19 protein-coding genes and 1 pseudogene are annotated in these 24115 nt (G+C 66.2%); 7 read left to right on the top strand and 13 right to left on the bottom strand.

The window, feature by feature from the left end; translation table 11 throughout:
- Positions 1-43: 43 nt before the first annotated feature.
- From AB6807_RS31665 to AB6807_RS31650, 4 genes are all read left to right on the top strand, one after another.
- Positions 44-682 carry an NADPH-dependent F420 reductase gene (locus AB6807_RS31665; protein WP_371087677.1) on the top strand — a complete coding sequence of 213 codons (639 nt, stop codon included), beginning with the start codon at positions 44-46 and terminating at the stop codon, positions 680-682.
- A gap of 337 nt (positions 683-1019) precedes the next feature.
- Positions 1020-1217, top strand: coding sequence for a hypothetical protein (locus tag AB6807_RS31660; RefSeq protein WP_371087676.1), 198 nt, complete (start codon positions 1020-1022; stop codon positions 1215-1217).
- 2 nt (positions 1218-1219) lie between these two features.
- Positions 1220-3526, top strand: a complete 2307-nt coding sequence (locus AB6807_RS31655; protein WP_371087675.1) for a HEAT repeat domain-containing protein — start codon at positions 1220-1222, stop codon at positions 3524-3526.
- 250 nt (positions 3527-3776) lie between these two features.
- Positions 3777-4556, top strand: a complete 780-nt coding sequence (locus tag AB6807_RS31650) for a hypothetical protein (protein WP_371087674.1) — start codon at positions 3777-3779, stop codon at positions 4554-4556.
- Between the two features lie 615 nt (positions 4557-5171).
- Here the strand turns inward: AB6807_RS31650 and AB6807_RS31645 are convergent.
- Positions 5172-6143: an ornithine cyclodeaminase family protein gene (locus AB6807_RS31645; protein WP_371087673.1), complete on the bottom strand. Its 972-nt coding sequence runs from the start codon at positions 6141-6143 to the stop codon at positions 5172-5174.
- A 200-nt stretch (positions 6144-6343) separates the two neighbouring features.
- Between AB6807_RS31645 and AB6807_RS31640 the strand changes: the two genes are divergently transcribed.
- The gene (locus AB6807_RS31640) at positions 6344-7327 is read left to right on the top strand and encodes a Bug family tripartite tricarboxylate transporter substrate binding protein (protein WP_371087672.1); all 984 of its coding nucleotides are present in this window, start codon (positions 6344-6346) and stop codon (positions 7325-7327) included.
- Positions 7328-7375: 48 nt separating this feature from the next.
- On the opposite strand, the gene AB6807_RS31635 is transcribed toward AB6807_RS31640, so the two are convergent.
- From AB6807_RS31635 to AB6807_RS31585, 11 genes and pseudogenes are all read right to left on the bottom strand, one after another.
- On the bottom strand, positions 7376-8161 hold the full coding sequence (locus AB6807_RS31635) for an IclR family transcriptional regulator (RefSeq protein ID WP_371087671.1): 786 nt from the start codon (positions 8159-8161) through the stop codon (positions 7376-7378).
- 71 nt (positions 8162-8232) lie between these two features.
- Positions 8233-9375, bottom strand: a complete 1143-nt coding sequence (locus tag AB6807_RS31630) for an alpha-hydroxy acid oxidase (protein ID WP_371087670.1) — start codon at positions 9373-9375, stop codon at positions 8233-8235.
- Positions 9376-9383: 8 nt separating this feature from the next.
- On the bottom strand, positions 9384-10163 hold the full coding sequence (locus tag AB6807_RS31625; RefSeq protein ID WP_371087669.1) for a class II aldolase/adducin family protein: 780 nt from the start codon (positions 10161-10163) through the stop codon (positions 9384-9386).
- A gap of 41 nt (positions 10164-10204) precedes the next feature.
- A complete protein-coding gene (locus AB6807_RS31620) occupies positions 10205-11068 on the bottom strand; it encodes an ABC transporter permease (RefSeq protein WP_371087668.1) in 864 nt (287 codons plus the stop codon).
- A 16-nt stretch (positions 11069-11084) separates the two neighbouring features.
- Positions 11085-12035: an ABC transporter permease gene (locus AB6807_RS31615; protein ID WP_371087667.1), complete on the bottom strand. Its 951-nt coding sequence runs from the start codon at positions 12033-12035 to the stop codon at positions 11085-11087.
- A complete protein-coding gene (locus AB6807_RS31610; protein ID WP_371087666.1) occupies positions 12032-12445 on the bottom strand; it encodes a Zn-ribbon domain-containing OB-fold protein in 414 nt (137 codons plus the stop codon). The genes AB6807_RS31615 and AB6807_RS31610 overlap by 4 nt, the downstream gene beginning before the upstream one ends.
- 12 nt (positions 12446-12457) lie before the next feature.
- Entirely contained in the window at positions 12458-13612 is a 1155-nt protein-coding gene (locus AB6807_RS31605; protein ID WP_371087665.1) for a thiolase family protein, read from the bottom strand.
- A gap of 6 nt (positions 13613-13618) precedes the next feature.
- Positions 13619-15223 (bottom strand): class I adenylate-forming enzyme family protein, encoded by a 1605-nt coding sequence (locus AB6807_RS31600; protein ID WP_371087664.1) that lies wholly within the window; start codon positions 15221-15223, stop codon positions 13619-13621.
- Between the two features lie 50 nt (positions 15224-15273).
- On the bottom strand, positions 15274-16947 hold the full coding sequence (locus tag AB6807_RS31595; RefSeq protein WP_371087663.1) for an ABC transporter ATP-binding protein: 1674 nt from the start codon (positions 16945-16947) through the stop codon (positions 15274-15276).
- A gap of 10 nt (positions 16948-16957) precedes the next feature.
- Complete coding sequence (locus tag AB6807_RS31590; protein ID WP_371087710.1) at positions 16958-17755, bottom strand: enoyl-CoA hydratase/isomerase family protein; 798 nt, start codon at positions 17753-17755, stop codon at positions 16958-16960.
- Positions 17756-17854: 99 nt separating this feature from the next.
- Positions 17855-19297, bottom strand: a pseudogene (locus tag AB6807_RS31585) (AMP-binding protein); the annotation flags it as partial.
- 421 nt (positions 19298-19718) lie between these two features.
- Here AB6807_RS31585 and AB6807_RS31580 point away from each other — a divergent pair.
- Both AB6807_RS31580 and AB6807_RS31575 read left to right on the top strand, forming a co-directional pair.
- The gene (locus AB6807_RS31580; RefSeq protein ID WP_371087662.1) at positions 19719-20069 is read left to right on the top strand and encodes a hypothetical protein; all 351 of its coding nucleotides are present in this window, start codon (positions 19719-19721) and stop codon (positions 20067-20069) included.
- A 142-nt stretch (positions 20070-20211) separates the two neighbouring features.
- The gene (locus AB6807_RS31575; protein WP_371087661.1) at positions 20212-21948 is read left to right on the top strand and encodes a YadA family autotransporter adhesin; all 1737 of its coding nucleotides are present in this window, start codon (positions 20212-20214) and stop codon (positions 21946-21948) included.
- Between the two features lie 428 nt (positions 21949-22376).
- Here the strand turns inward: AB6807_RS31575 and AB6807_RS31570 are convergent, their stop codons facing one another.
- Positions 22377-23711 carry a methyl-accepting chemotaxis protein gene (locus AB6807_RS31570; RefSeq protein ID WP_371087660.1) on the bottom strand — a complete coding sequence of 445 codons (1335 nt, stop codon included), beginning with the start codon at positions 23709-23711 and terminating at the stop codon, positions 22377-22379.
- Positions 23712-24115: the final 404 nt, after the last annotated feature.

The following is a 24115-nucleotide window of genomic DNA, read 5'->3' as shown; positions in this document are numbered from 1 at the left end:
CCATACCTTTCACCTTCTGTCATTCCACGCTCAACGGAAATCCATGAACCACATCTCCATCCTCGGCTCGGGCCGCGTCGCCGGCGCACTCGCGGGCAAGCTCGCCGCAAGCGGCCATGACATCGCCATCGGCTCGCGCGACCCGGTCGCAGCCGCCGCAAAGTGGAGCGGACCTGCGGTGCGCCACATGGACACCCGCGCGGCCGCTGGCGGCGCGCAGATCGTCGTCAACGCGACACCGGGCGACAGCGCGCTCGCGCGTCTGACTGAGCTGCGCGCCGAGCTCGAAGAAAAGATCCTCATCGACATCTCGAACGCCTCGGCGCGCGGCGCCGACGGCATGCCGGCCGGGCTGCTCTACACCGAGGGCAGCCTCGGCGAGCGCCTCCAGCAGGCATTGCCCGGCACGCGCGTCGTGAAGACGCTGAACACCATGCTGTTCAGCGTGATGGCCGACCCACGCAGTCTGTCGGTGCCTGCGAGCGTGTTTGTCTCGGGGAACGACGAAGGCGCGAAGGCGACCGTGGTCGCGCTGCTCGGTGACCTGGGCTGGCCGGCCGACTGGATTGTTGACCTGGGCGACATTGCGAGCGCGCGCGCCACCGAGGCCCTGATGCTGATGGTGCCGCACGTGCTGCGGCGGTACGGGTTCAAGCCTTTCGCGCTGAGCCTCGCTCGCTGAGCACCGCCCTGTGCCCGCCAGTGCTGCGCGAACGGAAGTCCAGCAAGGCCACGCTTGAGTATTGGCAACTGGCCAGGGCGAAAGTCCGACTTTCGGAAGATGTCACGTAAGAAGAAGCGCAGGGCATCAGCCACTGTCCGGCTGCCGCCCGCAGCGGGGACGGCACCGCGAAAGCACCCCCTCGCGGTTGGCGACGTTGAGCTTGGCGGAGCCGATCAGCGTGTAAATCACTGCAGCGCTGCTGCCGCCGGCGTCGGAGCCGAGGTGCAGGTCTTGGGCATCGGGGCCGGGATGTTAACCCGCGACCCGTGGCCCCAGAAGCGCAGGCAATCGATTCATGAATCCGGATCTTCCGTCCAACCCTTGGACCATCACCCGACCCGCCAACATGCCGCGCACGGCTGAGGGCATGCGACGTGCCTACACAGGGCGCCCGCGCGACGAATCAGTCAAACAGCAGCTGGAGGCCGAAATGAATATCCTTCGCGCCTGGGACAACTTTGAGCGCAGCACCAGCGCGACGTGTGCGGACTGAAGGTGGACTTCACCGAGCCGGACCTCGTCGCCACCTTCCTCGGCACCGGGCATACGCCGCACGACCTGGGCATGATCCAGAAGACCAACGGTGTCGACCGCTATGGAGAGGACGGCCTGCTGCAGTTGCCCGGCAGCATCGGCCTGCACGCCGGGCTCAATCACTTGGCCTGCGAACTGGAGAGCGAAGCGGACCTGGTGGCCGCCTTCAAGCGCGTGCGGCACGACGGCGTGGCGACCGACATCACGGTGGACCACCGGGTCGCCCTGCCCCGCGAGAACAACGGCTTCACGAACAATGTGATGCAGGCGGTCTCCTCCAGCAGCGGCAATGGCGACTACAGCCCGGAACTGCGGCAGTTCTTCCAGGCCCGTGTGGCAGGATGTATCGGGGGAATGCCTCGACATCCCGGTGGCACAGAGCGACATGCTGGCCAACCTCGTCCTCATGGCTTTCGACGGCTTTGCGATGAACGTGCGCCTGGCGCACAGCGCACCTTGCAACGACGATGTCGCCCGGCTGTTCAGCGGCTTGATGCTGTTGTTGGCGAAGGCCTGATACTCCACGCAGCGTTCGCGAAGCGGAAATTCGAGCAACCACTTTTTGGCATGACAGACATCGAACCAGCCCCTCCTACCCTTCTCGCAGCCCTGAGCGATGCGAGCCCCGACGTGCGCAAGGAGGCGGTCCTTGCGCTCGGGTCGCACATGACGAACGATGCACTCGCGGCGGTGACTCGCTGCCTGCATCACGACCCGGCACCGGAGGTCCGGGCGTGCGCGGTTCTGGCCCTGGAGCAATCGAAGCCCGAGGGCGCGATCGACGACTTGATCCAAGCACTCGACGACGAAAGCCCGGTCGTGCGAAGCGCCGTTGCCTGCGCCTTGGGCGAGCATCAAACCAGCGAGACGCCGGCGATCGTCACGGCGTTGGTTCGAGCCTTGTCCGACGCGTCGGCGGGCGTGCGGGAAAGCGCGGCGCGGGCCTTGCGGTATTCATCCGCCGAAGCGGTTCCCGCGCTGGTGGCGCTGCTGGCTGACCAGGCTGCAGACGTGCGCAAGGAAGCCATCGGCGCCTTGGGAACACTCGATGCTTGGCAAGCCGTCGACGCTCTGGCGGAGCTGCTGCGCAGCGACTCTGACGCGGAGGTGCGAGGCGGCGCGGCTTCCGCGCTGGGCAACCTCAGGCATGCCGGCGCGACAGCCCATTTGATCGACGCATTCAACGACGAGCTCACCTCTTCCGAAGTTCGCTCGGAGATAGTGCGCGCGCTCGGCAACACCCAGGACTTCGCCGCGCTGCCGACGCTGTGCGTGGCATTGCAAGACGCCGACGCCGAGACCCGGGAAGCCGCGGCGCAAGGGCTGGACGCGCTCGTGGACCCGGAAGTCCCCGACAGCAGCCTGGCCCTGGAACCGCTGTGCGCCGCATTGAAGGACACCGAGTGCAGCGTGAGGGAAGCGGCCAGAAGCGGGCTGGGCAGCCTGAAGGATCCGCGTGCGCTGCCTTTCTTGATTCAGGCCGCGCAGGACGACAAAGAGGTGCCCCTCGAAACGGCATTGGAAGCCATCGCCAGGATCGACCCCATCGCCGGCGAGAAGCTGCTTCTGGAGGGGTTGGCCCATTCAGATACCGACGTGCAAAGAACGGCCGCAAGGTTCCTGGTGCTGCCGAAAGACGGGCCGATACCTCCCGAAGTGCTGGCCTGCCTGGCCGCCCCCGATGGCGACCCCTTTGCCAAGTGCGACTTGGCGAAGGCCCTCGCGCGCCGAGGGGGCGCCGACGCGTTGCCCGTGCTGATCGGACTGGTCCAGGACAGGAGTGGCCGTGTCCGTGCGGCGGCCGCGCAGGCGCTGGGCGAGCGACCCGATCCGCGTGCAATGACGCCATTGCTGGCGCTCCTTGGCGACGACGACGAGGATGTGCGCGGCGAGGCGGCGCTGGCGCTGGCGGCCCTTGCGGATGATCGGGCCATCGCGCCGCTGGCGGCGCTGCTGGACGACGGGTGGGCGCCTGTCCGCCGGCGGGCCGTGTGGGCGCTGAGCTTCTTGACCCCATCGAAAGTGCTGTCGCATCTGGTGGCCAGCCTCGAGGACAACGACCCGCATGTTCGGTCCACGGCCGTCAGCGCCCTGGCCGACGTGTGCGATGCAAAGGCGCTGCGCCGCATCCGCTCGGCACTGCTGCCGGCGTTCGAAGACGTTGGGAGCGCGCTCGAAGAAGCGGCTGCCGACTTGGAGGACGAGGCGCCCTCTCGGCACGATGGTCCGCCGCGCCGCGTGCAGCTGGGAACGCTGCACTACGAATAGCGGCGGGGGGTTTTCCACGGCAGCCTGCCGTGGCGGGTGGCCTCAGTTCCCCGACATCCGCACGGCCGGGTCGAGGAACTCATTGGTGAACAGCGTTGCCGGGTCGTAGGCCCGGCACAAAGCGACTCGCGCAAGCGCCCCCCGTCCCCAGCTCCACAAGGCACCGACGGCCAGCCCACCCGTCTTGGGTATGCTGCACGCGCCAAAGTGCTCCTGTGCACCACAAGCCAAAGCAACGACAAGCCCACCCATGATTAAGGATCTTTCTCTCGTCGCGGAAACACTGACCGTCTGGGCCGCTCTGCCACTGGGTGTGCTTGGCCTGGTTGCAATGCTGGCAAGCGTGCTTGCACCGGACCGCCTCCTGTTCGAGGCGGGCTACACCTGCGAGCCCCGGGGAACCGAGCTGCGGCTTTTTCCGCGCCACGTCCGCTTCAGTCGGTTCATGTGGTGGCTCCTGGGCCTGGGCGTCCTGCTCATGGGGCTGGCGATGCTCTTGGTCATGCCGATGATGGTTGTTGCGCTTGCGCACCAGCCGTTCGATGCCTGGTACCACTGGCCGCTGTTTGTCGCCCTGACGTTGGCTGTGGTCGCCACAGGCGCCTTCATGTGCTGGCTGGGGTGCAAGCTGATGCGGATGCGCTGGTTTGGCGGGCGGCTGCGCGAAACGCGCTTTTTCGTGGATCCGCAAAGCGGCGAGCCCTACATTGAGATCCGCACGTCCACTTTGCTGCAGCGCAACGTTGTCCGCGAGCCGCTAGCTCAGCTCAGCCGGATTGTGGTGAGCGCACGGGACAGCTGGGATGTCGGAGCCGTGACGGGCCAGGCCTCGGTGATCCATCAGCAACTGGTCCAGCTCGGCCTGGCGTTCGGGAAACAGACGCCGATCGACCTTGTGGGACGGGTGAAGGATGGACAGGGGGTGCGTCGCATGATCACGCTGATCCTCGGGTGGTGTGGCGAGGTTGAACTGCGGTTCGACCGCCTTCGCTCCATCACGCCTTTCGACATGGAGCAGCAGAAGCATTGAAGTCGGCCCCAATCCACATGATGCTGTGCATGCTCGCTTGTGAACAAACTGCGCTTCTGAGCGCCATAGCAGTTGACCGATGGCGCCGCAGGGAGAACATCTTCTCCACACGGCTCATCTTCATCGGGAATGGACAGTGAACGACTGATGTTGGCGGATGGCGGTCTTTTGGCGTCGCGCCGCAGTGACTAGCGCCGGCGGACGCAGCAATTTAGCCGTTGAATTCCAAAATCAGTGAGGCAAAGCCCGGGGAATTCCATTTTGAGTGAAACAGCGGCTCCGTCCTCAATGATTGATCCGCGCGTAAGTCGTTGACTCCAAACGGGGAAAGAGTTCCACGCCCCGTGAAGCTCAACGGAAGACACGAAGCACGGCGCACACGTGCGCGCCGGCGGGGTTCGGCGCCCCGACAGAAGTGCGTGGCTGCGTCGCCGGGTGCGCGCAACAGCGCAACAGTGCGCACAGCACGGCATCGCGTGCTTCGCGCCAGGCGCTACTGCGGGGGGGAGCCGGTCAGCCGCTCGGGCCGGGGCGCGGCCTTGGCGATGGCGCGGAGGACGCAGGGCTGGAGTCGACGTTCGCAGCCCTCGCCGGCCGCAGCGGCCGCGCCGCCTTTCAAGCGTCGAGCCGGGTGCCGATGCCGGCGAAAACGGCGCGTTCGTAGATCAGTATCGCAATGGCCAGGTCGGCGACCGCCGAGCCGCTGCTGAACAGCATGACCCGCTGCCGGTCGTCCTCGCGCCCGGCATGGCGCTGACCCACCAGGTCTGCCAAGGTCGCATCGGCATGGTCCAGGGCGGGAACGAGGTTGCCCGGCTTGGCGTAGTGCTTCATCGCCTCTTCGTCGACCACCGTCAGGTCAACATCGCGCAATCCTTCGTGCTTCCACGAGCGGGCCAGATCGACCGCGGCGACGAAGGCGCCAGGCCGGATCCACGACGCCTCCAGGAACGGCTCGAAGCCAGGGCCGATCGGCACCGTGGTGACGACGACGTCGCTTTGCGAGAGGGTCTCCCGTGCGCCGGTGACCGTGGCCTCGAAGCCGAGTGCGCGAGCGCGCTCGGCCAGCCGCTCGCCCGTGGGTGAGGTGCCGCTGTGGATGTAGACGGTTCGCAGCGCCGGCAGCAGGTCTTTGAGCGCAACCAGGTGGCTTTCGGCCTGCACACCCGCGCCCACCAATCCGATGCTCGTGCTGTCCTCGCGCGCCAGGTGCTGCGCGGCCACTGCGGTCATGCCGGCCGTGCGCAGTGCGGTGGCACGCCGGCCATCCAGCAGGCAGCGCAGTTGCCCGCTTGCCGTGTCCGACAGGAGGATGCTCGCGTTGATGTTCACGGCCGCAGCCCCCCCGGGGGGCACCATGCCCACCCACTTGAGGGCCGCGAACCCGCGATGGGCATCGACAGCGACCAGGCTCTGGAACGCATGTCCCGGCCCGATGGCAATGGATGTCTTGGGCTGTGTCTGCAATTCGCCCTTGCTGTAGGCCAGAAAAGCCTTGTGAATGGCGCCCCGGACACTTCGAACATCCAGGTCCAGGCGGTTGATGTCCGTGTCGGTCAGATGGAGGAGGAAGTCGGCAGTAGACATTCGAAGTATTGAATTTCAATATTTGGGAGTGCTATGCAGTATATTTGTGACCATCGATCCGCACAAGGCGCGCAGATCCAACTCGGAGATGCGCAGTGCCTGCGGGTGGACTGCGATGCCGGCTTTCTTGTGCGCGCTGCGCATCAATGCTAGATTTTTGGAGCGTTTGTGCGCCTGCACGACGGGCGCCCGGTCACCCAATGACACTTCTGCTTTCTCGTCGGTCTTTCAATGCCGTGGCCGCGGCGGCCGCCCTCTGTGTCGCCCCGCGAGGATTCGCACAGGGTGCGCCCTTCCCCGACAGGCCCATCCATATCGTGGTCGCCTACCCGGCGGGCGGCGGCACCGATGCCGCCGGACGGCAGATGGCGCAGCGCATCGCCGAGCGCCTTTCGGCCCATGTGATCGTCGAGAACCGCCCCGGGGCAGGAGGCGGGTTGGGCACGCTCATGGTGGCGCGCTCGCAGCCTGATGGGTATACCTTGGCCGCCGGCGGCGTGGGCACGCAGATTTCCGCAAAGACGCTCTTTCCGGAACTGAAGCTCGATCCCATGAAAGAACTCGCGCCCGTCGCGCTGCTCTCCAGCGCGCCTCATGCGCTTGTCGTCTCCGCGAGTTCGCCGATCTCCACCGTCGCCCAGTTGGTGGAAGCCGCACGCACGCGCAAGGGCGGATTGGTCTATGCCTCAGGCGGCGCAGGCTCCACCACCCACCTGGCCGTGGAGATGTTCGGCGCCATGGCCCATTTGAAGCTCGAGCACGTGCCCTACAAAGGCAGCTCTCCCGCGCATCTGGACCTCGTGGCCGGCCGGGTGGACTTCATGATGGACATCCTTTCCTCGGTCACGCCCCTGATCAAGTCAGGGCGCTTGCGTCTGCTGGCCGTGTCCACCGCGACGCGCCTGCCGCAGTTCCCGAACGTGCCCACCATCGCGGAGACGCCGGGCTTCGCGGGGTTCGAAGCGCTGTCGTGGACGGGCCTGTTCGCGCCCAGGGGAACCGCCCCGCAGATCCTCCGCAAGCTGTCCGATGCGTTGAACGACCCGCGCGACGACCCGGCGTTCAAGGCCCAGGTCGAGGCCAACGGCGCGTCCTACACGCCCATGGCCGCGGCGCAGTTCGATGCCTTCGTCAAGGCAGAGTACGCGCGCTGGAGCCCGATCGCCGAGAAGACGCTCAGATAGCCTGATGGATGCTCTGTCGGGCGCTCCGGCGGGGCGCCGCAGCCGCAGTCAGACCAGCACCGACTTGGCCGCCGCCGACACCACCTTGGCGAACTTGGCCTCGGCTTCCTTGGCCGTGTAGCGGTCGCCGGAGACCGACAGCGAGATGCCGCCTTGGACGAGCCCGTTGCGCGACAGGATGGGCGCACCCAGGGAGATGTCGTTCGCGAAGTAGTCGGACACGCTGAGCGCGTAGCCCTTTGAATGCGCGGTCTTCAACCGCTCCATGATCTTCGCGGGCTCGTAGACCGTTTTCGGCGTGAAGGCGCGCAGGTCGCTGGCCTTGATCAGGCGCTTGATCTCCGGGTCGGGCAGCATGGACATCATCGCCAGGCCGCTGGCTGTCGCATAGGCCGGCAGGCGCGTGCCGAGCACCACGCCGGTGGACAACAGGTGGCTGCCGACCATGCGGGAGACGAACACCACCTCGGCGCCGTCCAGCACGGTCAGGTTGACCGTCTCGCCCGTCTCCCCGTTCAGGTGGATCAGGTAGGGCATCGCCGCGGCGATCAGGGGGTTGCTCGAGAGGTAGACGTGCGCCAGGTCCACCAGCTTCACCGTCACACTCAGCATCTTGGTCACCGGATCCTTGTCCAGGTAGCCCATGACCAGCAGGGTGTGGGTGAAGCGCTGCGCCGTGCTCTTGTCGATCCCCAGCTTGTCGACGATCTGGGTGAGCGTCAGGCGCGGCTCGGTCCGGCTGAACGCGGTCAGCACCCGGAAGGCCTTCTGGACCGAATTGACCATCAAGGGGCTGTCGGCAGCCGCGCTGGGTTGTTGTGCCTTCTGAACCATGGGCGGCATTATTGCATCCAGAGATTGCATGCCGTTCCCCGGAAGTGCATTGCACTACCAGCCTTCCCTCGCTAGAACGTCCACTGCCCGTCGTGCAGCAGCTCGCGCCGCAACTCCCCGACCTCGCGGCAGCCCAGCATGCCCATGGTCATCGCCATCTCCTTGCGCAACATCTCGATGCTCTGCTCCACACCCGCCTGCCCGCGCGCCGCCAGCCCGTAGGCATAGCCCCGGCCGATCAGGCATGCCTTCGCGCCCATGGCCAATGCCTTGACCACGTGCTGGCCGCGGCGGATGCCGCCGTCCATCATCACGACGGCCCGATCGTTGACCGCATCCACGATCGGTCCCAGCGCCATGATGGAGGAAATCGCGCTGTCCAGCTGGCGACCGCCGTGGTTGGACACAACGATCCCGTCGGCGCCGTAGCCGAGCGCCTTGAGCGCATCCTGGGGCGTCATCACGCCCTTGATCACCAGCGGCCCGTCCCACTTGGCGCGAATTTCCCGGAACGTGTCCCAGGTCACATCCTTGGCGATCAGTCCGCCGCCGGCCTTGGCCATGATCCGCTTGTAGTTGCTCTTGCCGCCGGGCATGCTGCCGAAGCTCAGGCGCGGCCCGAACAGCACGTCACGGATCCAGGCGACACGCGTGAGCATGTCCAGCAGATTCGAGGGCCTCACCTTGCCCGTGTAGCTGTAGCCGTGGCGAAGGTCGCGGTCGCGCTGCGCCGAGACGGCCGAGTCCACCGTGAACACGAGCGCCTTGCACCTGGCAGCCTTGGCACGCTGGATCAGTTGGTCGTGGTGGCCCGGCTCCTTCATCACGTACAACTGGAACCAGATCGGCTCCTTGCGCGCCGCGCACACCTCCTCGACGGAAGCCACCGCGGTCGTGGACAGGCAGGAGGTGATCCCGCAGGCCTCCGCTGCGCGTGCCGTCGCGATGTCGCCGCGGCGTGACAGCACGCCCAGCGATCCGACCGGCCCCAGGATCAGGGGCATCGAAAGGCGCTCGCCGAAGATCGTGGTGCTCAGATCCACCTGGCTCACATCGGCCAGGACCGGCGGAATGAACTTCAAGCGCTCGAAATCACCGATGTTCCCATTCAGCGTGAGCTCGTCGTGCGTGCCACCGTCCAGATAGTCGTAGAGCAGGCGGGGCAGGCGCTTTTTGGCAAGCGCCTGCATGTCTCGTAGGTTGATCTGGTCCACCTGGCTCCTCAATCGCGAAAGCTCGGGTCGATCCGGTCGAGCATGCGAAGCAGCGCGGGCCAGTCTTTCGTCGGGCCCACCCGGTTGGGCTTGTCGAAATGCGACGCCACCTTCTCGGCGGTCTCGTCGTCGCAGATGAAGACCTTGCCGCCGGGCAGCGCGCCGATCTGCATCTGGCACGCCGACTCGAGGTAGTGCATCAGCTCGAAGGCCTCGCGCACCTGGTCGCCGCAGGTCAGCAGCCCGTGGTTGCGCAGGATCATGACCTTGTGCCGGCCCAGGTCGCGGGCCAGGCGCACGGCCTCCTCGTTGTTCGTCGCCGTGCCACCGAAATCGTTGTAGGCCACACGGTTGTGGAACCGCATCGCATGCTGGGTGAGGTTGAGCAGGCCATGCGACTGCGCCGAGACGGCGCCGCCAGCCATGGTGTGCACATGCATCACGCATTGCACGTCGGCGCGGGCCTTGTGCAGGCCGCCGTGCACCACGTAGCCCGAGGGGTTCACGCCCAGGCCGGTGGGGTCGTGCACGATCTTGTCGTCGAAGTCGACCGTCACAAGGTTGGAGGCCGTGACCTCGTCGAACAACAGGCCGTAGGCATTGATCAGGTACTGGCGCGGCTTGCCGGGGATCTTGGCCGACAGGTGCGCGTAGATGAGGTCGGTCATCTTGTACTTCGCGCACAGGCGAAACGCGGCGGCCAGGTTGACACGCTGCTCCCACTCTTCGACAGAAACCTTCTGCCTGACTTCGGGATAGCGAAGCACGTTGTCTATGGATGCATTCATTTGAAATCCTCTCGGAATCGATGCGGGTTGGAAAGGGTCGGTCAGCGCTTGCGCGACCGCACGTCAAACAGGTCGAGCACGCCTTCCCCGAGGAAGTGAAAGCTCAGCACGGTGAGCGTGATGAGGGCGCCGGGCAGGATGGCCATCCACGGCGCGGAGTCCAGGTAGCCTTGCGCTTGGTTGAGCATGTTTCCCCAGCTGGGCGTGGGCGGCTGCACGCCATAGCCCAGGAAACTGACGTAGCTCTCGGCAAGGATCGCGTGCGCCACGTTCAGCGTCGCGGCCACCAGGATGGTGGGCATGGTGTTGGGCAGCAGCACCTTGAAGATCAGATGCGCGTCGCTGCAGCCCACCGAGGTGGCCGCGAGTGCGAACTCGCGCTCCTTGAGCGAGGCAACCTGTGCCTGCACGACGCGCGCGATCTCCATCCAGGACGTGCACGCGATCAGCACGATCAGGGTGACGACGCTGGGCTGCAGCAAGGCTGACAGCGTGAGCATCAGGAAGACGTTCGGAAAGCACAGCGCGACGTCGACCATCCGCATGATCGCGTTGCCGATCCTGCCGCCATAGAAGCCCGCCAGCAGGCCCAGGCTCACGCCGATGCACATGCTCATGGCCATGGCCGCCACCCCCAGGGACAGCGAGATGCGCCCGGCCACCATGAGCCGTGCGAGCATGTCGCGGCCCAGCTCGTCGGTCCCGGCGGGATGAACGCCCCAGCCCGGCGGCAGATGACGGTTGACGATGTCGACCTGCGTGTCGGTCCAGGGCAGCAGCAGCGGAACGAACACGCACACGGCGATCATCGCGATGATGAAGATTGCCGCGCACAGCGCGCGCGAAGGTTTGCGAACGGCCGCGGACCCGGCCAGGCCGCCGGCGGTGGTAGCAAGAGATTTCATGGGGACTCCTGGAGGCTTAGGCGGGACGCACCCGGGGGTCGGCCACCGCGTAGCAGATGTCCGCAATCAGGCTGCCCAGCAGCGTCAGGATGGCCGTGAGCATCAGGACGCCGAGCACCACGGGATAGTCACGGTAGTTGAGCGAATCCATGAACAGCCGTCCCATGCCCGGCCAGGTGAACACGGTTTCCGTGACCAGGGCGCCGCCCAGCTGCGCAGGAATGTGCATGCCTGCAATCGAAATCATCGGAAGCAGCGAATTGGGAAGCACGTGCCGCCAAAGCACCTGCGCTTCCGACATGCCCTTCGAGCGCGCCGTGCGGATGTAATCCTGTGAGATCGCGTCGATGACTGCAGCGCGCATGTACCGGCTCCACACCGCCACATGGACCAAGGCCAGGACCAGGGCAGGCATCAGCAGGTGCACAACCATGTCCGTGAAAGACCCGTCGCCCGGCGTCTCGCGATTTCCCGCCGGCAACCATCCGAGCTGGACGGAGAACAGGTAGATGGCGACCAGGCCCAGCCAGAAGGTGGGAATCGACAGCAGCGTCACGAACACCACCGACGTGACCATGTCGAACTTGCCGCCTCGGCTGATCCCGCTGATCACGCCGATCCAGGTGCCCACGACCACCGCGATGGCCGTCGACGTCAGCATCAGCAGCAGCGTGTTGCCCAGCCGCGATGCGATGATCTCCAGCACCGGCAACTGGTCGCGGTAAGACCGGCCCCAGTCGCCCTGAAGCAGGTGGCCCAGCCAGCGCAGGTACTGCACCGGCAGCGGATCGTCCAGTCCCATCTGGACCGCGAGCCGATGCAGATCTTCCTGCGACATGTCGCCGGTCGCGGCCAGGATCGAGAGCGGCCCGCCGGGCGCCAGCGTCAGGATCAGGAAGCCGATCACGGAGACGCCCAGCAGCAGGAATGCCGCGGTGATCAGGCGCCGTGCGAGGAAGGGCGTCATGGCACCCCTCCTGCTTCGTCAGCGAGCGCATAGACCGGCAACGGATAGCGCTGGGGGTCGGCGCCTTGCGCGAGCTTCACCCGGCCCCCGATCGCGACCTCGCCACGGTCGTCCCCGACGATGAGCGTGATGATCTGAGGGCCTTCGTCGGTCTTCACCGATGCCAGCGTCACGGTGGCGCCCAGCTGCCGGAACGCCTCGTCAACGCCGCGGTGAACAACCGAATAGCTGATCACGGTCCCCTGGCCGCCCGACGGCTGGTTGTCCAGCGCATCTGACCAGCACGAAGGGCAGCGCTTGCGCGGGTAGTAGGTCACGGCCGCACACTTCCTGCAGTGCTGCAGCATCAGCTGTCCGCGCGTGCGCCACGCCTGCAACATGGCACGGTTGACCGAATCCTCGGTCGGCATAGGAAATTCCATTTACGCCTCCGCTTTCTGAAGAATCAATGCGCTGGCCGAGAGGCCGTGGCCGTACGACACCATGCCGAACCCGCTGATCAGCCCGGTGCGCGCATCCTTGACTTGGCGCTCGCCGGCTTCGCCACGCAGCTGGCACACCGTCTCCAGCACGCCAATCAGGCCGCCGCCGCCGGCGGTTGCAGCGCAGGACAGCTGGCCGCCGCTGGTGTTGAGCGGAAAGCTCCCGTCGAAGGTCAAGGAATGGCGTTCCAGAAAAGCCCCGACCTCTCCCTTCTTGCAAAAGCCCAGGTCTTCCAACTGGATCGAAACCATGATGGGGTAGTCGTCATACAGCTGCACCAGGTCCAGCTCGTCGTGTGACACACCCGCCTCGCTGAACAAGTTCTCGCGGAAGGCCTCCCAGCCGCCGCTCAGCGGCGTGATCTCGCCGGGGAGGTGGTTGTGCCGCTGAAACCCCGAGAGAATGCGCACGCCCTTGCCGGGCTGCGCCCGGTCCAGCGGTGCCACCAGGATGGCGTCCGCGCCGGAGGCCGGCATCGGGCAGTCGTACAGGCGCAGAGGGTCCGCGATCATCCGCGCGTTCAGGTAGTCGTCGATCGTCAGCGCCTTCTTGAACAGCGACTGCGGATTGCGCAGCGCGTTGTAGCGCTGGGCCACGGCGATGCGGCCCAGCTGCTCGCGCCGGGTGCCGAACTCATGCATGTGGCGGCGCTGGATCATCGAGAAGAAGCCGTTCATGCCGCCGAAGTTGAGCGGCGCGGCGTAGTTGGCCACCGCGTCGTTGAAGCGAGAGATGAGGTGGCGAAAATCGGCCATGGTCCGGCTGTCGCCGCCCAGGCACATGACGCAGTTGGCGACCCCCGACTCCACGGCCCGGACCGCCTCCATCACCGAGATGACCGGGCCCGCACTCGCCGCCGAGAAGAAATGCGCCCAGTTCAGTTCCAGGCCGAGGTACTCGCCCAGCGTCGCCGCGTTGTCGGGCGGCGCATGAAAGGAACTCAATGCCAGGCCATCGACCATCGATTTCGGAATGCCCGCGCTGGCCAGACAGGCCGCCGCGGCGTCCGCGAGGTACGCGAAGGTCGGCTGCGTGCCGTCCTTCTCGTAGGCCGAACTTCCGTAGCCGATGATTCCAACGTCATCTGATTTCATGTGTGTCTACCTTTGCTTTTCGGGTCGTGCATCGAACACGTCGGCGCCGATCGCCTGCGCGTTCTTGAGACTGGGTTTGTCGAGTTTTCCGCTGGCCGTCTTTGGCAGCGCATCGAGGAACTGCACATAGCGCGGCACCTTGAAGGGGGACAAGGCGGCCTGGCATGCCTGGACGATGGCCTGGGCCGAGAGCCGTTCGCCGCTGGCGCCCGGAGCGCGGGCCACGACGATCTTGACTTCCTCGCCGCGCAGCGGGTCCGGCACCGGCACGGCCGCGGCTTCGAGCACGCCGTCGATGGCGTTGACCGTCAGCTCGATCTCCGCGGCCGAGATGTTCTCGCCGCTGCGCCGGATCACGTCCTTGATGCGCCCGAGCATGTAGTAGTAGCCGCTCTCGTCGCACTTGAAGAGATCGCCGGTACGAAACCATTCGCCTTCGAACGCCGACGCGCTGGCCTGCGGATCGCCGTAGTACCCCGAGAACATGCCCGGTCCCGCGACCCACAGTTCGCCGGCCGAACCGGTCTCCACGTCCCGACCGTCGACGACGATCCTGCAGCGACGAAACGGCGCGGGCAGCCCGCAGGAGCCCGATCCCACCATGCTCGCGTCTTCCACCGGCATGGCCAGCACCGATCCGACCTCGGTCATGCCGTAGATCTCCCGCACGGGCACGCCAAACATCCTCTCCATGCCGGCATGGAGCTCCTTGGCCAGGCCGTAGGTGGCCAGCCATTTGAGCGAGGATCGCAGCAGGCGCGGATCCGGCTCTAGCTTGGCGACCGGGTAGGTCACGGCGCAGGTTTCGATGTCATGCGCGACGATGCGATCGAAGAGCCTGCTGAGGCTGACCTTGCGGGCCACGCACATCGTGGTGCCGCAATACATGGACATCACGACCCGCCACAGCGGCCCCATGTAGAACAGGGGCGCGTCGATCAGCATGCGCCGCGGCGCCGGACCCACGCACGAGCGCGCCTTGCCCAGCGTCAGCCAGTAACGGTGCGACAGCATGCAAGCCTTGGGCATGCCGCTGGAACCCGAGGTGAACTGGATGCTGGCGATGTCGTCCAGCGTCACCGTGCGGTGCGCATTTCCCTCTGCCACGTCTTGCGCGTCTTCCACGTCACCCGCGTCTTCAGGGTCGCCCAGCAGCAGGCTTTCGAAATCCACCATTGGCGGCTGTGCCTGGCGTGTCTCCGAGCCCCCGCGAACGAACACATGCCCTGCCCGAAGCTTCGACTCGCCGGGCATGTCCGCGTAGGCGTCGAGATAGGCCGCGTCGATCACAAGGAACGTCGCATCGGTGACGCGCAGCATCCGCGCCAGTTCCGCGCTGGTGCTCGATGTGTTGACCATCACGGCCACGGCACCCAGGCGGCACAACGCGATCCATGCGACGAGAAAGTCTGCGACGTTGGGCAGCATCAGCCCCACGTGCGAGCCTTTGCCCACGCCGGCGGCGCGCAGATGCCCCGCGCACACCCGCGTCAGACGCGCGAACTCGGCATAGCTGAGCGACGCGCCTTCGTCCTCGATGGCGTTCCAGAAGACGCGCTCGGGGTGATCGGCCGCCGCGCCATCCAGCAAAGCCGAGATGCTGACCGGCAAGGGCTGGCTCTCGGCATAGGCCCAGGCAGCGGGACGCCGGTGTATGGCGGCTACTCGCATGCCATCTCCAGGAACGTCGCGGCTGACGCATCGCGAGGCGGGGACAGCTCGTGGCCGGGAATCGCGGCCAGCAGCGATTGCGTGTAGGCGTGCGCCGGCGAGGAAAGCAACTCGTGCGTGTCCCTCAACTCCACGAGCTTGCCCTTTTGCATCACGGCGATCCGGTCGCACATCTGCGCGGCCACCCGCAGGTCGTGTGTCACGAACAGGATGGCCAGGCCCATCTTGGCCTGGACCTCCCGCAGAAGCTGCAGCACCTGGTACTGCACGGAGACGTCCAGGGCGGAAACCGCCTCGTCTGCGATCAGAACGTCCGGCTTCATTGCAAGCGCGCGCGCGATGCCCACGCGCTGGCGCTGACCGCCCGAGAATTCGTGCGGATAGCGATCCACGGCCGCGCCCTGCAGTCCGACGAGTTCGAGCAGCTCCACGCTGCGCGCGCGCGCTTCCTGCCTGGACGCCCCATTGGCGATCATCCCTTCGGAGATGCTCGCACCCACGGTGCGGCGCTGGTCCAAGGAGCCGAAGGGGTCCTGGAACACCATCTGCACCCGACGGCGCTGCGGCCGCAGCGCGCGCACGGAAAGGCTGTCGAAGGCCAGGTCGCCCACCCGGATCGTTCCGTCGTCGGGCTCGATCAGCCGTATGACGCAGCGACCCACCGTCGATTTGCCCGAGCCGGATTCGCCCACAAGGCCCAGGGTCTCGCCGCGGCGGATGGAAAAGCTCACATCGGACACCGCATGCACCGTGCGCTTGCCCGCGAAAAGCTGGCGCTGGCCGTAGGTCTTGTTCAGGTTCTTGACAACCAGGGCCAGCTCGGCCGGCAGCTCACGCGGCGGCGGCGGGACCATGGTCGGCACGGCCGCCAGCAGCTTGCGGGTGTACTCATGCTGCGGGTTGCCCAGCACGGCCTGTGCACTGCCCTCCTCAACCTTCTCGCCATGGCGCATCACGATCACCCGGTCGGCGATCTCGCGCACCACGCCGAAATCGTGGGTGATGAACATCACCGCCATCTGGTGCTTGCGGCGCAGTTCGCCAATGAGCTTGAGGATCTGCGCCTGGGTCGTGACGTCCAGCGCGGTGGTCGGCTCATCCGCAATCAGGAGCCTGGGCTCCAGCGCCAGCGCCATGGCGATCACGACACGCTGGCGCTGGCCACCGGAAAGCTCATGGGGGAAGGCGCGGATGATCCGCTGCGGATCGGGCAATCCCACTTCGGCGATCAGCGCCAGCGCCCTCGCGGTGCGACTGGCGCGCGTGCCCTGGCCATGGACCTCGAGCACCTCCTTGATCTGCTCGCCGATGCGCATCACCGGGTTGAGTGCCGTGAGTGGCTCCTGGAAGATCATGCCGATGTCGCTGCCCCGCACCGCGCGCATTTGGCGGTCCGTCAGCTCCGTCAGGTTCGTGCCGTTCAGGCGTATCGCCCCGGCACTCATGCGCACCCCATGCGGCAGCAGCCGCATGGTGGCCATGGCCGCCAGCGACTTGCCGGAGCCGGACTCGCCCACGATGCATGTTGTCTGACCGGGATAGACCGAGATATCCAGGCTCCTGGCCGCATAGGGTCGATCGGCGCCGGCGGGCAGTTCGATCGTGAGGCCTTCAATGGCGAGCACCGGCGTCGCGGGCGCCTGCACGGGCGGGACGAGTGTCATTGCCATGTGCTCACGCCGCCGCGGCTTGCGCGGGCAACTCACCCCCGCGTGTCCTGTAGAACGCCTCGACCATGCGCTGCGGCTCGTTGCTCTCGTAGGACGTGCGATGCGCCCGGACCGCCGCCTCGATGGTTTCTCGGAACGACGGTTCGGTCATTTCGCGGAAACGCGCCTTGTCCAGGGCCATCGCGACCGGCGGCTTCGAGCCCAGTTCGTTCGCGATCGCGATCGCGCGCGCGAGCACGTCCTCCTTCGGGACGATGTGATGGATGAGGCCCAGTCGATGGCTTTCGTCGGCCTCCATCAGCCGGCCGGTCAGGGTCAGCTCGACGGTGCGGGACATGCCCAGCATTTGGTTCATGATCCAAGGGCCGGTGATGCTGGCGATGCCCGAGTTGATCTCCGGCTGCCCCATGCGCACGCCGGCATGACCAACGCGCACGTCGCCCATCAACGAAGCCTGGAACGCAGAGCCGGCCGCCAGACCATTGAGCGCCATGACCAAGGGCTTGGACAGCCCGCGCAGCACGGAATAGAACACGTCCCAGCCGCGGATCCACGCCTCCGCCTCGTCAACGCTGAAGCCGTGCGCCTCCTCCAGGTCCTGGCCGGCGCAAAAAGCCCGCTCGCCGGTACCAGTGAGCACGATGGCGCGAACATCCCCATCCGCTTCAAAGGCCTTCATCGCGCGCATGAGTTCGTTGCGCATCGCCACGGTCCAGGCATTGAGCTTTTCGGGACGATTGAGGCGAATGACGCCGACGGCATCGCATCGCTGGACGACGACACGTTCGTTGAGGTTCGACATGGGCATGGCTCCTGGGAGGTTGTGTTGAAGGGTGCGGTCCCACGCGTCGGCCACATTGCTGGACAGCAAGTGCTTGCGGATCCGTTCGCTCGGGGTCAGCTCGAATGCCTCGGCCGCCGTGTAGTAGCGCGGTAGCTGGAAACTGGCCAGGCGCGGTTGCGCCCAGGCCACCAGTTCGTGCCAGCCCACGGTGGCGCCGGGTTCGAAGAGGACATGCAAGAAGATGTCCTGCTCGCCAATGGCGCTGGGCACGCCCACCGCAGCGGCCATCCGGATGGCGGGGTGCTCAATGAAGACGCGCTCGACTTCCCAGGCCGACACGTTCTCTCCACGCACACGCATGGAATCCGTGCGGCGGCCCACGAACGCGTACTCGCCGTTGGGCAGCCGGCGCGCCATGTCGCCGGTGTGCAGCTTGCCGTCGCGCAGCGCCTGGCGTGTGGCCTCAGGATCGTCCAGATAGCCCGGAAGGAACGCGCCCTCCACCTGTGTCGACAGCACGATCTCCCCCGGCTGCCCGTCCGCCACCGGCTGGCCCGACGTATCCAGCAGTTCGACGCGGATCCACGGCAGTGCGGCACCGATCGAGCCCGGCGTTCCACTGCTGTTCAGCGTCGCGAAGCTCGAGCATTCCGTCATGCCGTAGCACTCGCGCAACGCACAGCCGAAGCGCTCCCTGATCGGGTTCCAGGCCTGCGCTGAAGTACCCGCACCCCAGGCCACCCGGATCGCGCCGGATTCGGGCATCTGCATGAGCACATCCAGGACGCCGCCCAGGTAGTGCAGGTGCGTGGCCTCGGCGGCCCGCCACTGGCTCCAGAACTGGCTGGCCGAGAAACGCCTGACCACGTGCAGCCGGGCCGGCACCAGAAAGGGCACCATCAGCATCTGCGCGCCGCCTATGTGGCACAGCGGCTCCCACAGAAAGGCGCGATCGCCGGCCCCCATGTCCGCCACCATCAGCGCGGCTTCGCTTGCGATGCGCAGCATCCGGTGGGTGAACACCACGCCCTTGGGCGCGCCGGTCGTCCCGGAGGTATAGATGATGCACAGTGGCGCACCGTGCGGGATGGCGTGGTTGCACACCAGCGCGCCGGGGTTGCTCCCCGGGCCTGCGAACCGCCGCAAACGAAGCGTCCTCACGTCCTGCAGCCCTGCCACCGGTTGCTCGAACTCGGCGTCGAAAACCAAAAACGCCGGGCGCGAGTGCCTCACGATGTAGGCCAGGCCTGCACCACGCAGGCGCACATTCACTGGAACCCACACGACACCCGAGAGGATCAGCGCGTAGATCAAGGCAACGTGCTCGATCGAGTTGGACAGCATGACCGCCACGCGTTCTCCCGGCCTGATGCCCGCCTCGGCGAGCTGGGCCTGCACGTCAATGACGCGTGCGCGCATCTCCGCTTCACTGACCTCGTGGCCCTCGTATGCAAGGACGCAGCGCTCGCCGCCGCGCTCCAGGCCTTGCTGCAGCAGCGGGATGACGTCGAGCCGATCACACTGAATTCGCTGCGGGAAGTAGTTCGAAAAATCAGTCATGTCTCCGGGCTGCAGCACTTGGAAAGCTCTGTCTTCGCGTTCCGCGGTATTGCAATGCCATACTTGGTAATGCAGAGTAATATACGGCGAGGCTGCAGCAGTTGCAATAGCCGCGCACTTTTTTTTGCGCCGCCCCTCGCGAAGCACGGGCCAGCAGCTTGACGTTCATCTGCGAGGCCGATCCGATACGAGGCCGGGAGTGGACCGGCCGCGGCGCGCCAGGCGAGCCCCGCACCGTGTGCTGGCGGTGGCGCTGCGTTGGCGGACCAGCGCTGGTGCGCCGGCGGGCCGCAGGGCGGCAGGCGAAGCGACTTCGTGTGGCACCGCCTATCTCGAGACCCCCCTCCCACATCGGTGGGAACCATCCCTTGACCTTTCGGACATCCCCGAGTTGTCGTGACGCTCGTGCGATGAATCGACGATGGCGACACGTGTTGTCCGCGGCCGGCAGGCAGTACTGCACGTCGAGGCTGTGCGCGGCGAGCTTCGCCATTGCGACGCGGGTGGCGAAGAAGTGGTGCCATTGGGCAAAAGCTGGAAGCTCGAGCCGGTATCTGGGAGCTGCACCTTCTGCGTCATCGCGTTCAACGGTGTGGCCGAGAAATCGGCGATGGCGTTGACGGGCTGTTCCGGCACTCGCGGCGGAAGCCTGGGGCTGGCGCTCATCAGCTGCGAGAGAGTGAGCGCCAGTGCGGCAGGCAGCGAGCGCCAGCATGCAGCGATCATTTTTCTGCTCGCGGCTCGGTTGGTACACCACATCCCGCGCGAATGATCCGGCTGGGAATGTGACGCGCTCAACCTGACGCCGAGCCTTGCCGGAGCCGGATCTACCAGTTCTCGGGTATGGCTCTTCTAAAAGCAAAAAGACACACTCGCTCGCGTTTTGTCTTATCCGTTCCTGCAAGGTAAGAACCATGCTCACTCGACTCCAGATCTCGCGCCGGTACTTGGCGGCCGTCGCCCTGCTCACCATGGGAAGCGCTCACGCAGCGGGCTACGTTGCCGGAGATGCCGGTAACCCCGGCCCCAACCAGCCGGGCTCGACGAGCAGCAGCGGCGGTGGCGCAGCCACGGTCTCCGGAGATGGCGTCACCGCGATCGGAGCGGGCGGCGACGGTAGCAACGGAACCGCCGGCGGGACCGGCGGCAGAGGTGGAGCGGGCGCCAGCGCAAACGGGAACGGCGCGACGGCCATCGGCGGCGGCGGCACCGCCGGGCAGGGGATCGCGGGCGGCACGGGCGGCAACGGCGGCAGCGGTGCACAAGCTTCGGCCAACGGCGCCATCGCCGTCGGATCGGGAGGCCAGGGCACGGACGGCTGCTGCGGCTTCAGCGGCCAAGCGGGCGGCGGCGGCGCGCAGGCATCGGGCGTCTCGGCGGTCGCCATCGGCAGTGCCTCGGGCGCCAGCCAGGGCGCCGCGGCATTGGGCAACGGCAGCACCGCCATTGGCGGCGCCTACAACGGGTCATCCGGTGCGTCGGCGCTGGCCACCGGCAGCGTGGCCGTCGGCACGGGCAGCCAGGTTGCCAGCGGCGCGACCAATAGCGCAGCCATCGGCGCCAACTCGGTCGCCACCGCGGCAAACACCGTTTCATTCGGCTCGCCGGGCCAGACGCGTACCCTCGTCAACGTCAACGCGGGCGCGGTGAACGCCACGAGCACCGACGCCGTCAACGGCAGCCAGCTTTACACCGTGCAGCAGACCGCGTCGACCGCGCGGTCCCTCGCGCAGAACTCGGCGCAGTACGGCGCGGGCGGCACAACGCTGCAGCTCAACGCCAACGGCGGCGCCGGCACCACCATCAGCAACGTGAGCGCGGGTCAGGCGACCACCGATGCAGCCAACGTCGGTCAAGTGCAGCAGGCACAACAGACGGCCATCACCACGGCCAACAACTTCACCGTGCAGCAGGTGACGGCGCTACAGACGCTGATGAACCAGGCCCTGGCCAGCGGCGTCTGCGCTGTGGACGCTGGCGGTGCCGTAGCCTGCGGCCCCGGCGCCAGTTCCAGCGGCGCGGGCAGCACATCGATGGGCGCCAACGCACAGGCCAACGGCGAGAACACCGTGGCCATCGGCAACGGGGCGCAAGCCAGCAATGCGGGCTCGGTCGCCATCGGTGCAGGCGCCAAGGCGCTGGCCGATCCCACCACCGCAGTTGGCAACAACGCCACCGCCACCGGCAACAATGCCGTGGCGCTGGGCGCCAACACATTGGCCTCTGGCAACAATGCGGTCGCACTGGGCCAGGGTTCCGTGGCGGAGCGCGACAACACCGTGTCGGTGGGCAACGCCGCCACCGGTCAGTTGCGCGGCATCACGAATGTCGCGCCGGGGGTGCTGGGCACTGACGCAGTCAACGTCAATCAGTTGCAGCGAGCAGTGAGCAACGCAACCAGCCAGGCCAATGCATTTGCTGCGCAGGGCCTGGCCGCTGCGCTGGCCATGCCGTCGATGCCAACGCTGCCGGTGGGCAAGAAATGGATCGGCGCTGCGGTTGGCAACTATGCGGGTGCATCGGCTGTCGGCTTCGCGTTTGGGTATCAGGTCAATGACAACCTGAATCTGGGGGTAGGGGTTTCGACGGCTACGAGTAGCGGGAGCAATAGCAGGGTGGCGGCTCGGGTGCAGGCGGGGTATGCGTGGTAAGAGGTGTGGAAAGAAGGACTCACGACAATACAGCTGAGTGAACCTCGCTACGCCAGAGCGCGCCAAGCGCGTGTGCGAAGACGAGAGTTCAATGGCGCGCAGGCGAAAGAACAGTGTCATTCAGCACCGGCTCCTAGCGTCTACGTCGACGCGCCGCCGCGGACGTCCGTGTCTCGTCGGTGAGGTTGTTGTCGGCCGCGGTTCGAATCGTGCGTCGATTCCGCGGGTGACTGCCCTGGATTCGGTCGGGTCAACCCCTTCGCCGCCCCATCGAATTTTTCCGCGTGCCCGCGAGAGTGAACGCACTCCGTTCGTCTGAGCGCGTGGGCTCGATGATGTAACCCATGCCGTATTCAAGGCTTCCCGCCAAACCTGCACCGCTTTCGCTCAAGTGCACGAGCGGTCAGCACGCAGCGGGTGTGTGCCTGTCACCGGCTGTCCGCCGCCTCCAACTGCGCCATTGCCTTGTGCACCGCGCCCAGGCGCAGGTCCTGGGTACGCGAGGCGTCGACGATCGCTTCCATGATCTTCGACGCCTGCTGCGCCGATTGCTGGATCTCGCGCATGACGCGGCCCGAGGCCTGCACTTTTTCATTGCCGACCTGTACGCGCGCGGTCGACGCAGAGATCAGACCGCCGATCTCGCGCGCGGCGGCGGCGCTGCGGTGCGCCAGGCTGCGCACCTCGCCCGCGACCACCGCAAAGCCTCGCCCCTGCTCCCCCGCGCGCGCAGCCTCCACGGCCGCATTGAGCGCGAGCATCTTGGTCTGGAAGGCGATGCCGTCAATCAGGCCTACGATGTCGGCGACGCGCTTCGAGTCGGCCTGGATCTGCTGCATCGTCGTCATCGCGTCCGCCGAGGCGTCGGCACCGTCGAGCGCGACGCTGGCCACCTGGCGGGTGTGCGAATGCGCGTCGCCGGCCTGGCCGGCGCTGTGCCGCACCAGCTGCTGCAGTTCCTCGAACGCGCCCTGCACCATGCGCGTCGCCTCAAAGCGCGCGGTGATGTCAATCGCATACTTGACAACCTTGAACGGCTGGCCGGCGTGGTCGAACACCGGGTTGTAGTTGGCCTCGATCCACACCGTGTTGCCGTCGCGGCCAACGCGTTCGAACTGGCCCTGGTGAAATTGCCCGCGCGCCAGGTCCTGCCAGAAGGCCTTGTACGCGGCCCCATCGCGCTGCTCGGGTCGCACGAACAGGCTGTGGTGCCGGCCGACGATCTCGTCTTCATGGCGATAACCCATAGCGTCGAGGAAGTTGCGGTTGGCGCGCAAGACGCGGCCTCCGAGGTCGAATTCGATGACGGCCTGCGCACGGCCCACCGCGGCCAGTTGGCTTTGTGTTTCGGCGTCGCGCAGCACCTGCGCCGAAATGTCCATGGCGTACTTGACGACCCTCACAACCTTGCCTGAGGCGTCTAGCACGGGGCTGTAGTTGGCCTGCAGCCAGACCCCCTCGCCATCGCCCGTGATACGCCTGCAACGCCCGACGAAAGCCTCGCCGCGCTGCAGCCGGTTCCAGAACTGTGCATAGCTCGGCGAGCCCTGCTCGGCCATGTCGACAAAGGTGCGATGGTGGCGACCCCGGAGTTGCTTCAAGGAGTAGCGCATCAACGCCAGGAAGGGCTCATTCGCGTCGATCACCGTGCCGTCCGGCTCGAACTCGATGATCGCCTGGGTGCGATAGAGCGACTGCAGCTGTCGCTGCGCGGAAATGCGGCGGCCCCACAAAAAAGGAACCAGGGATGTGAGATACGCCATGAGAAAAAAAAAACCAGTAAGATTTAATTACTCTAAGCATCAAATATTTACGTGGTTGTAAGAGATTGGCCCGACTGCTGCCGAACGTGATGTTTTTCACGGTCGCACGTGTGCCGATGCAGACGGCGTGTCATGGGTTTAGCCCTCGCTGCCGCTGCAGGTGGCTCTAATGCGACTATGGCGTCGCCGCAGCGAGATTTGGATGTCCGAACGCGGCGCGTCGTACGAGCGAACTCGGCCCCGCGGCATCCCGAACCCTTGAGGGTGCTGGCCTCTTTGGCGATCGTGCGGGGCCACAGGCGATGCACGGTGCATCGGTGCTGGATCACATCAGCGGCGGGCGCGCGACAACTTCATTCGTGGGTCGAATAAGTGCTCATGAGCGAAGGTAGCCCGAATGCTTT

Source organism: Variovorax sp. RCC_210, assembly GCF_041355175.1.
GTDB lineage: Bacteria > Pseudomonadota > Gammaproteobacteria > Burkholderiales > Burkholderiaceae_C > Variovorax.
This window is presented reverse-complemented; position numbering and strand designations above follow the sequence as displayed.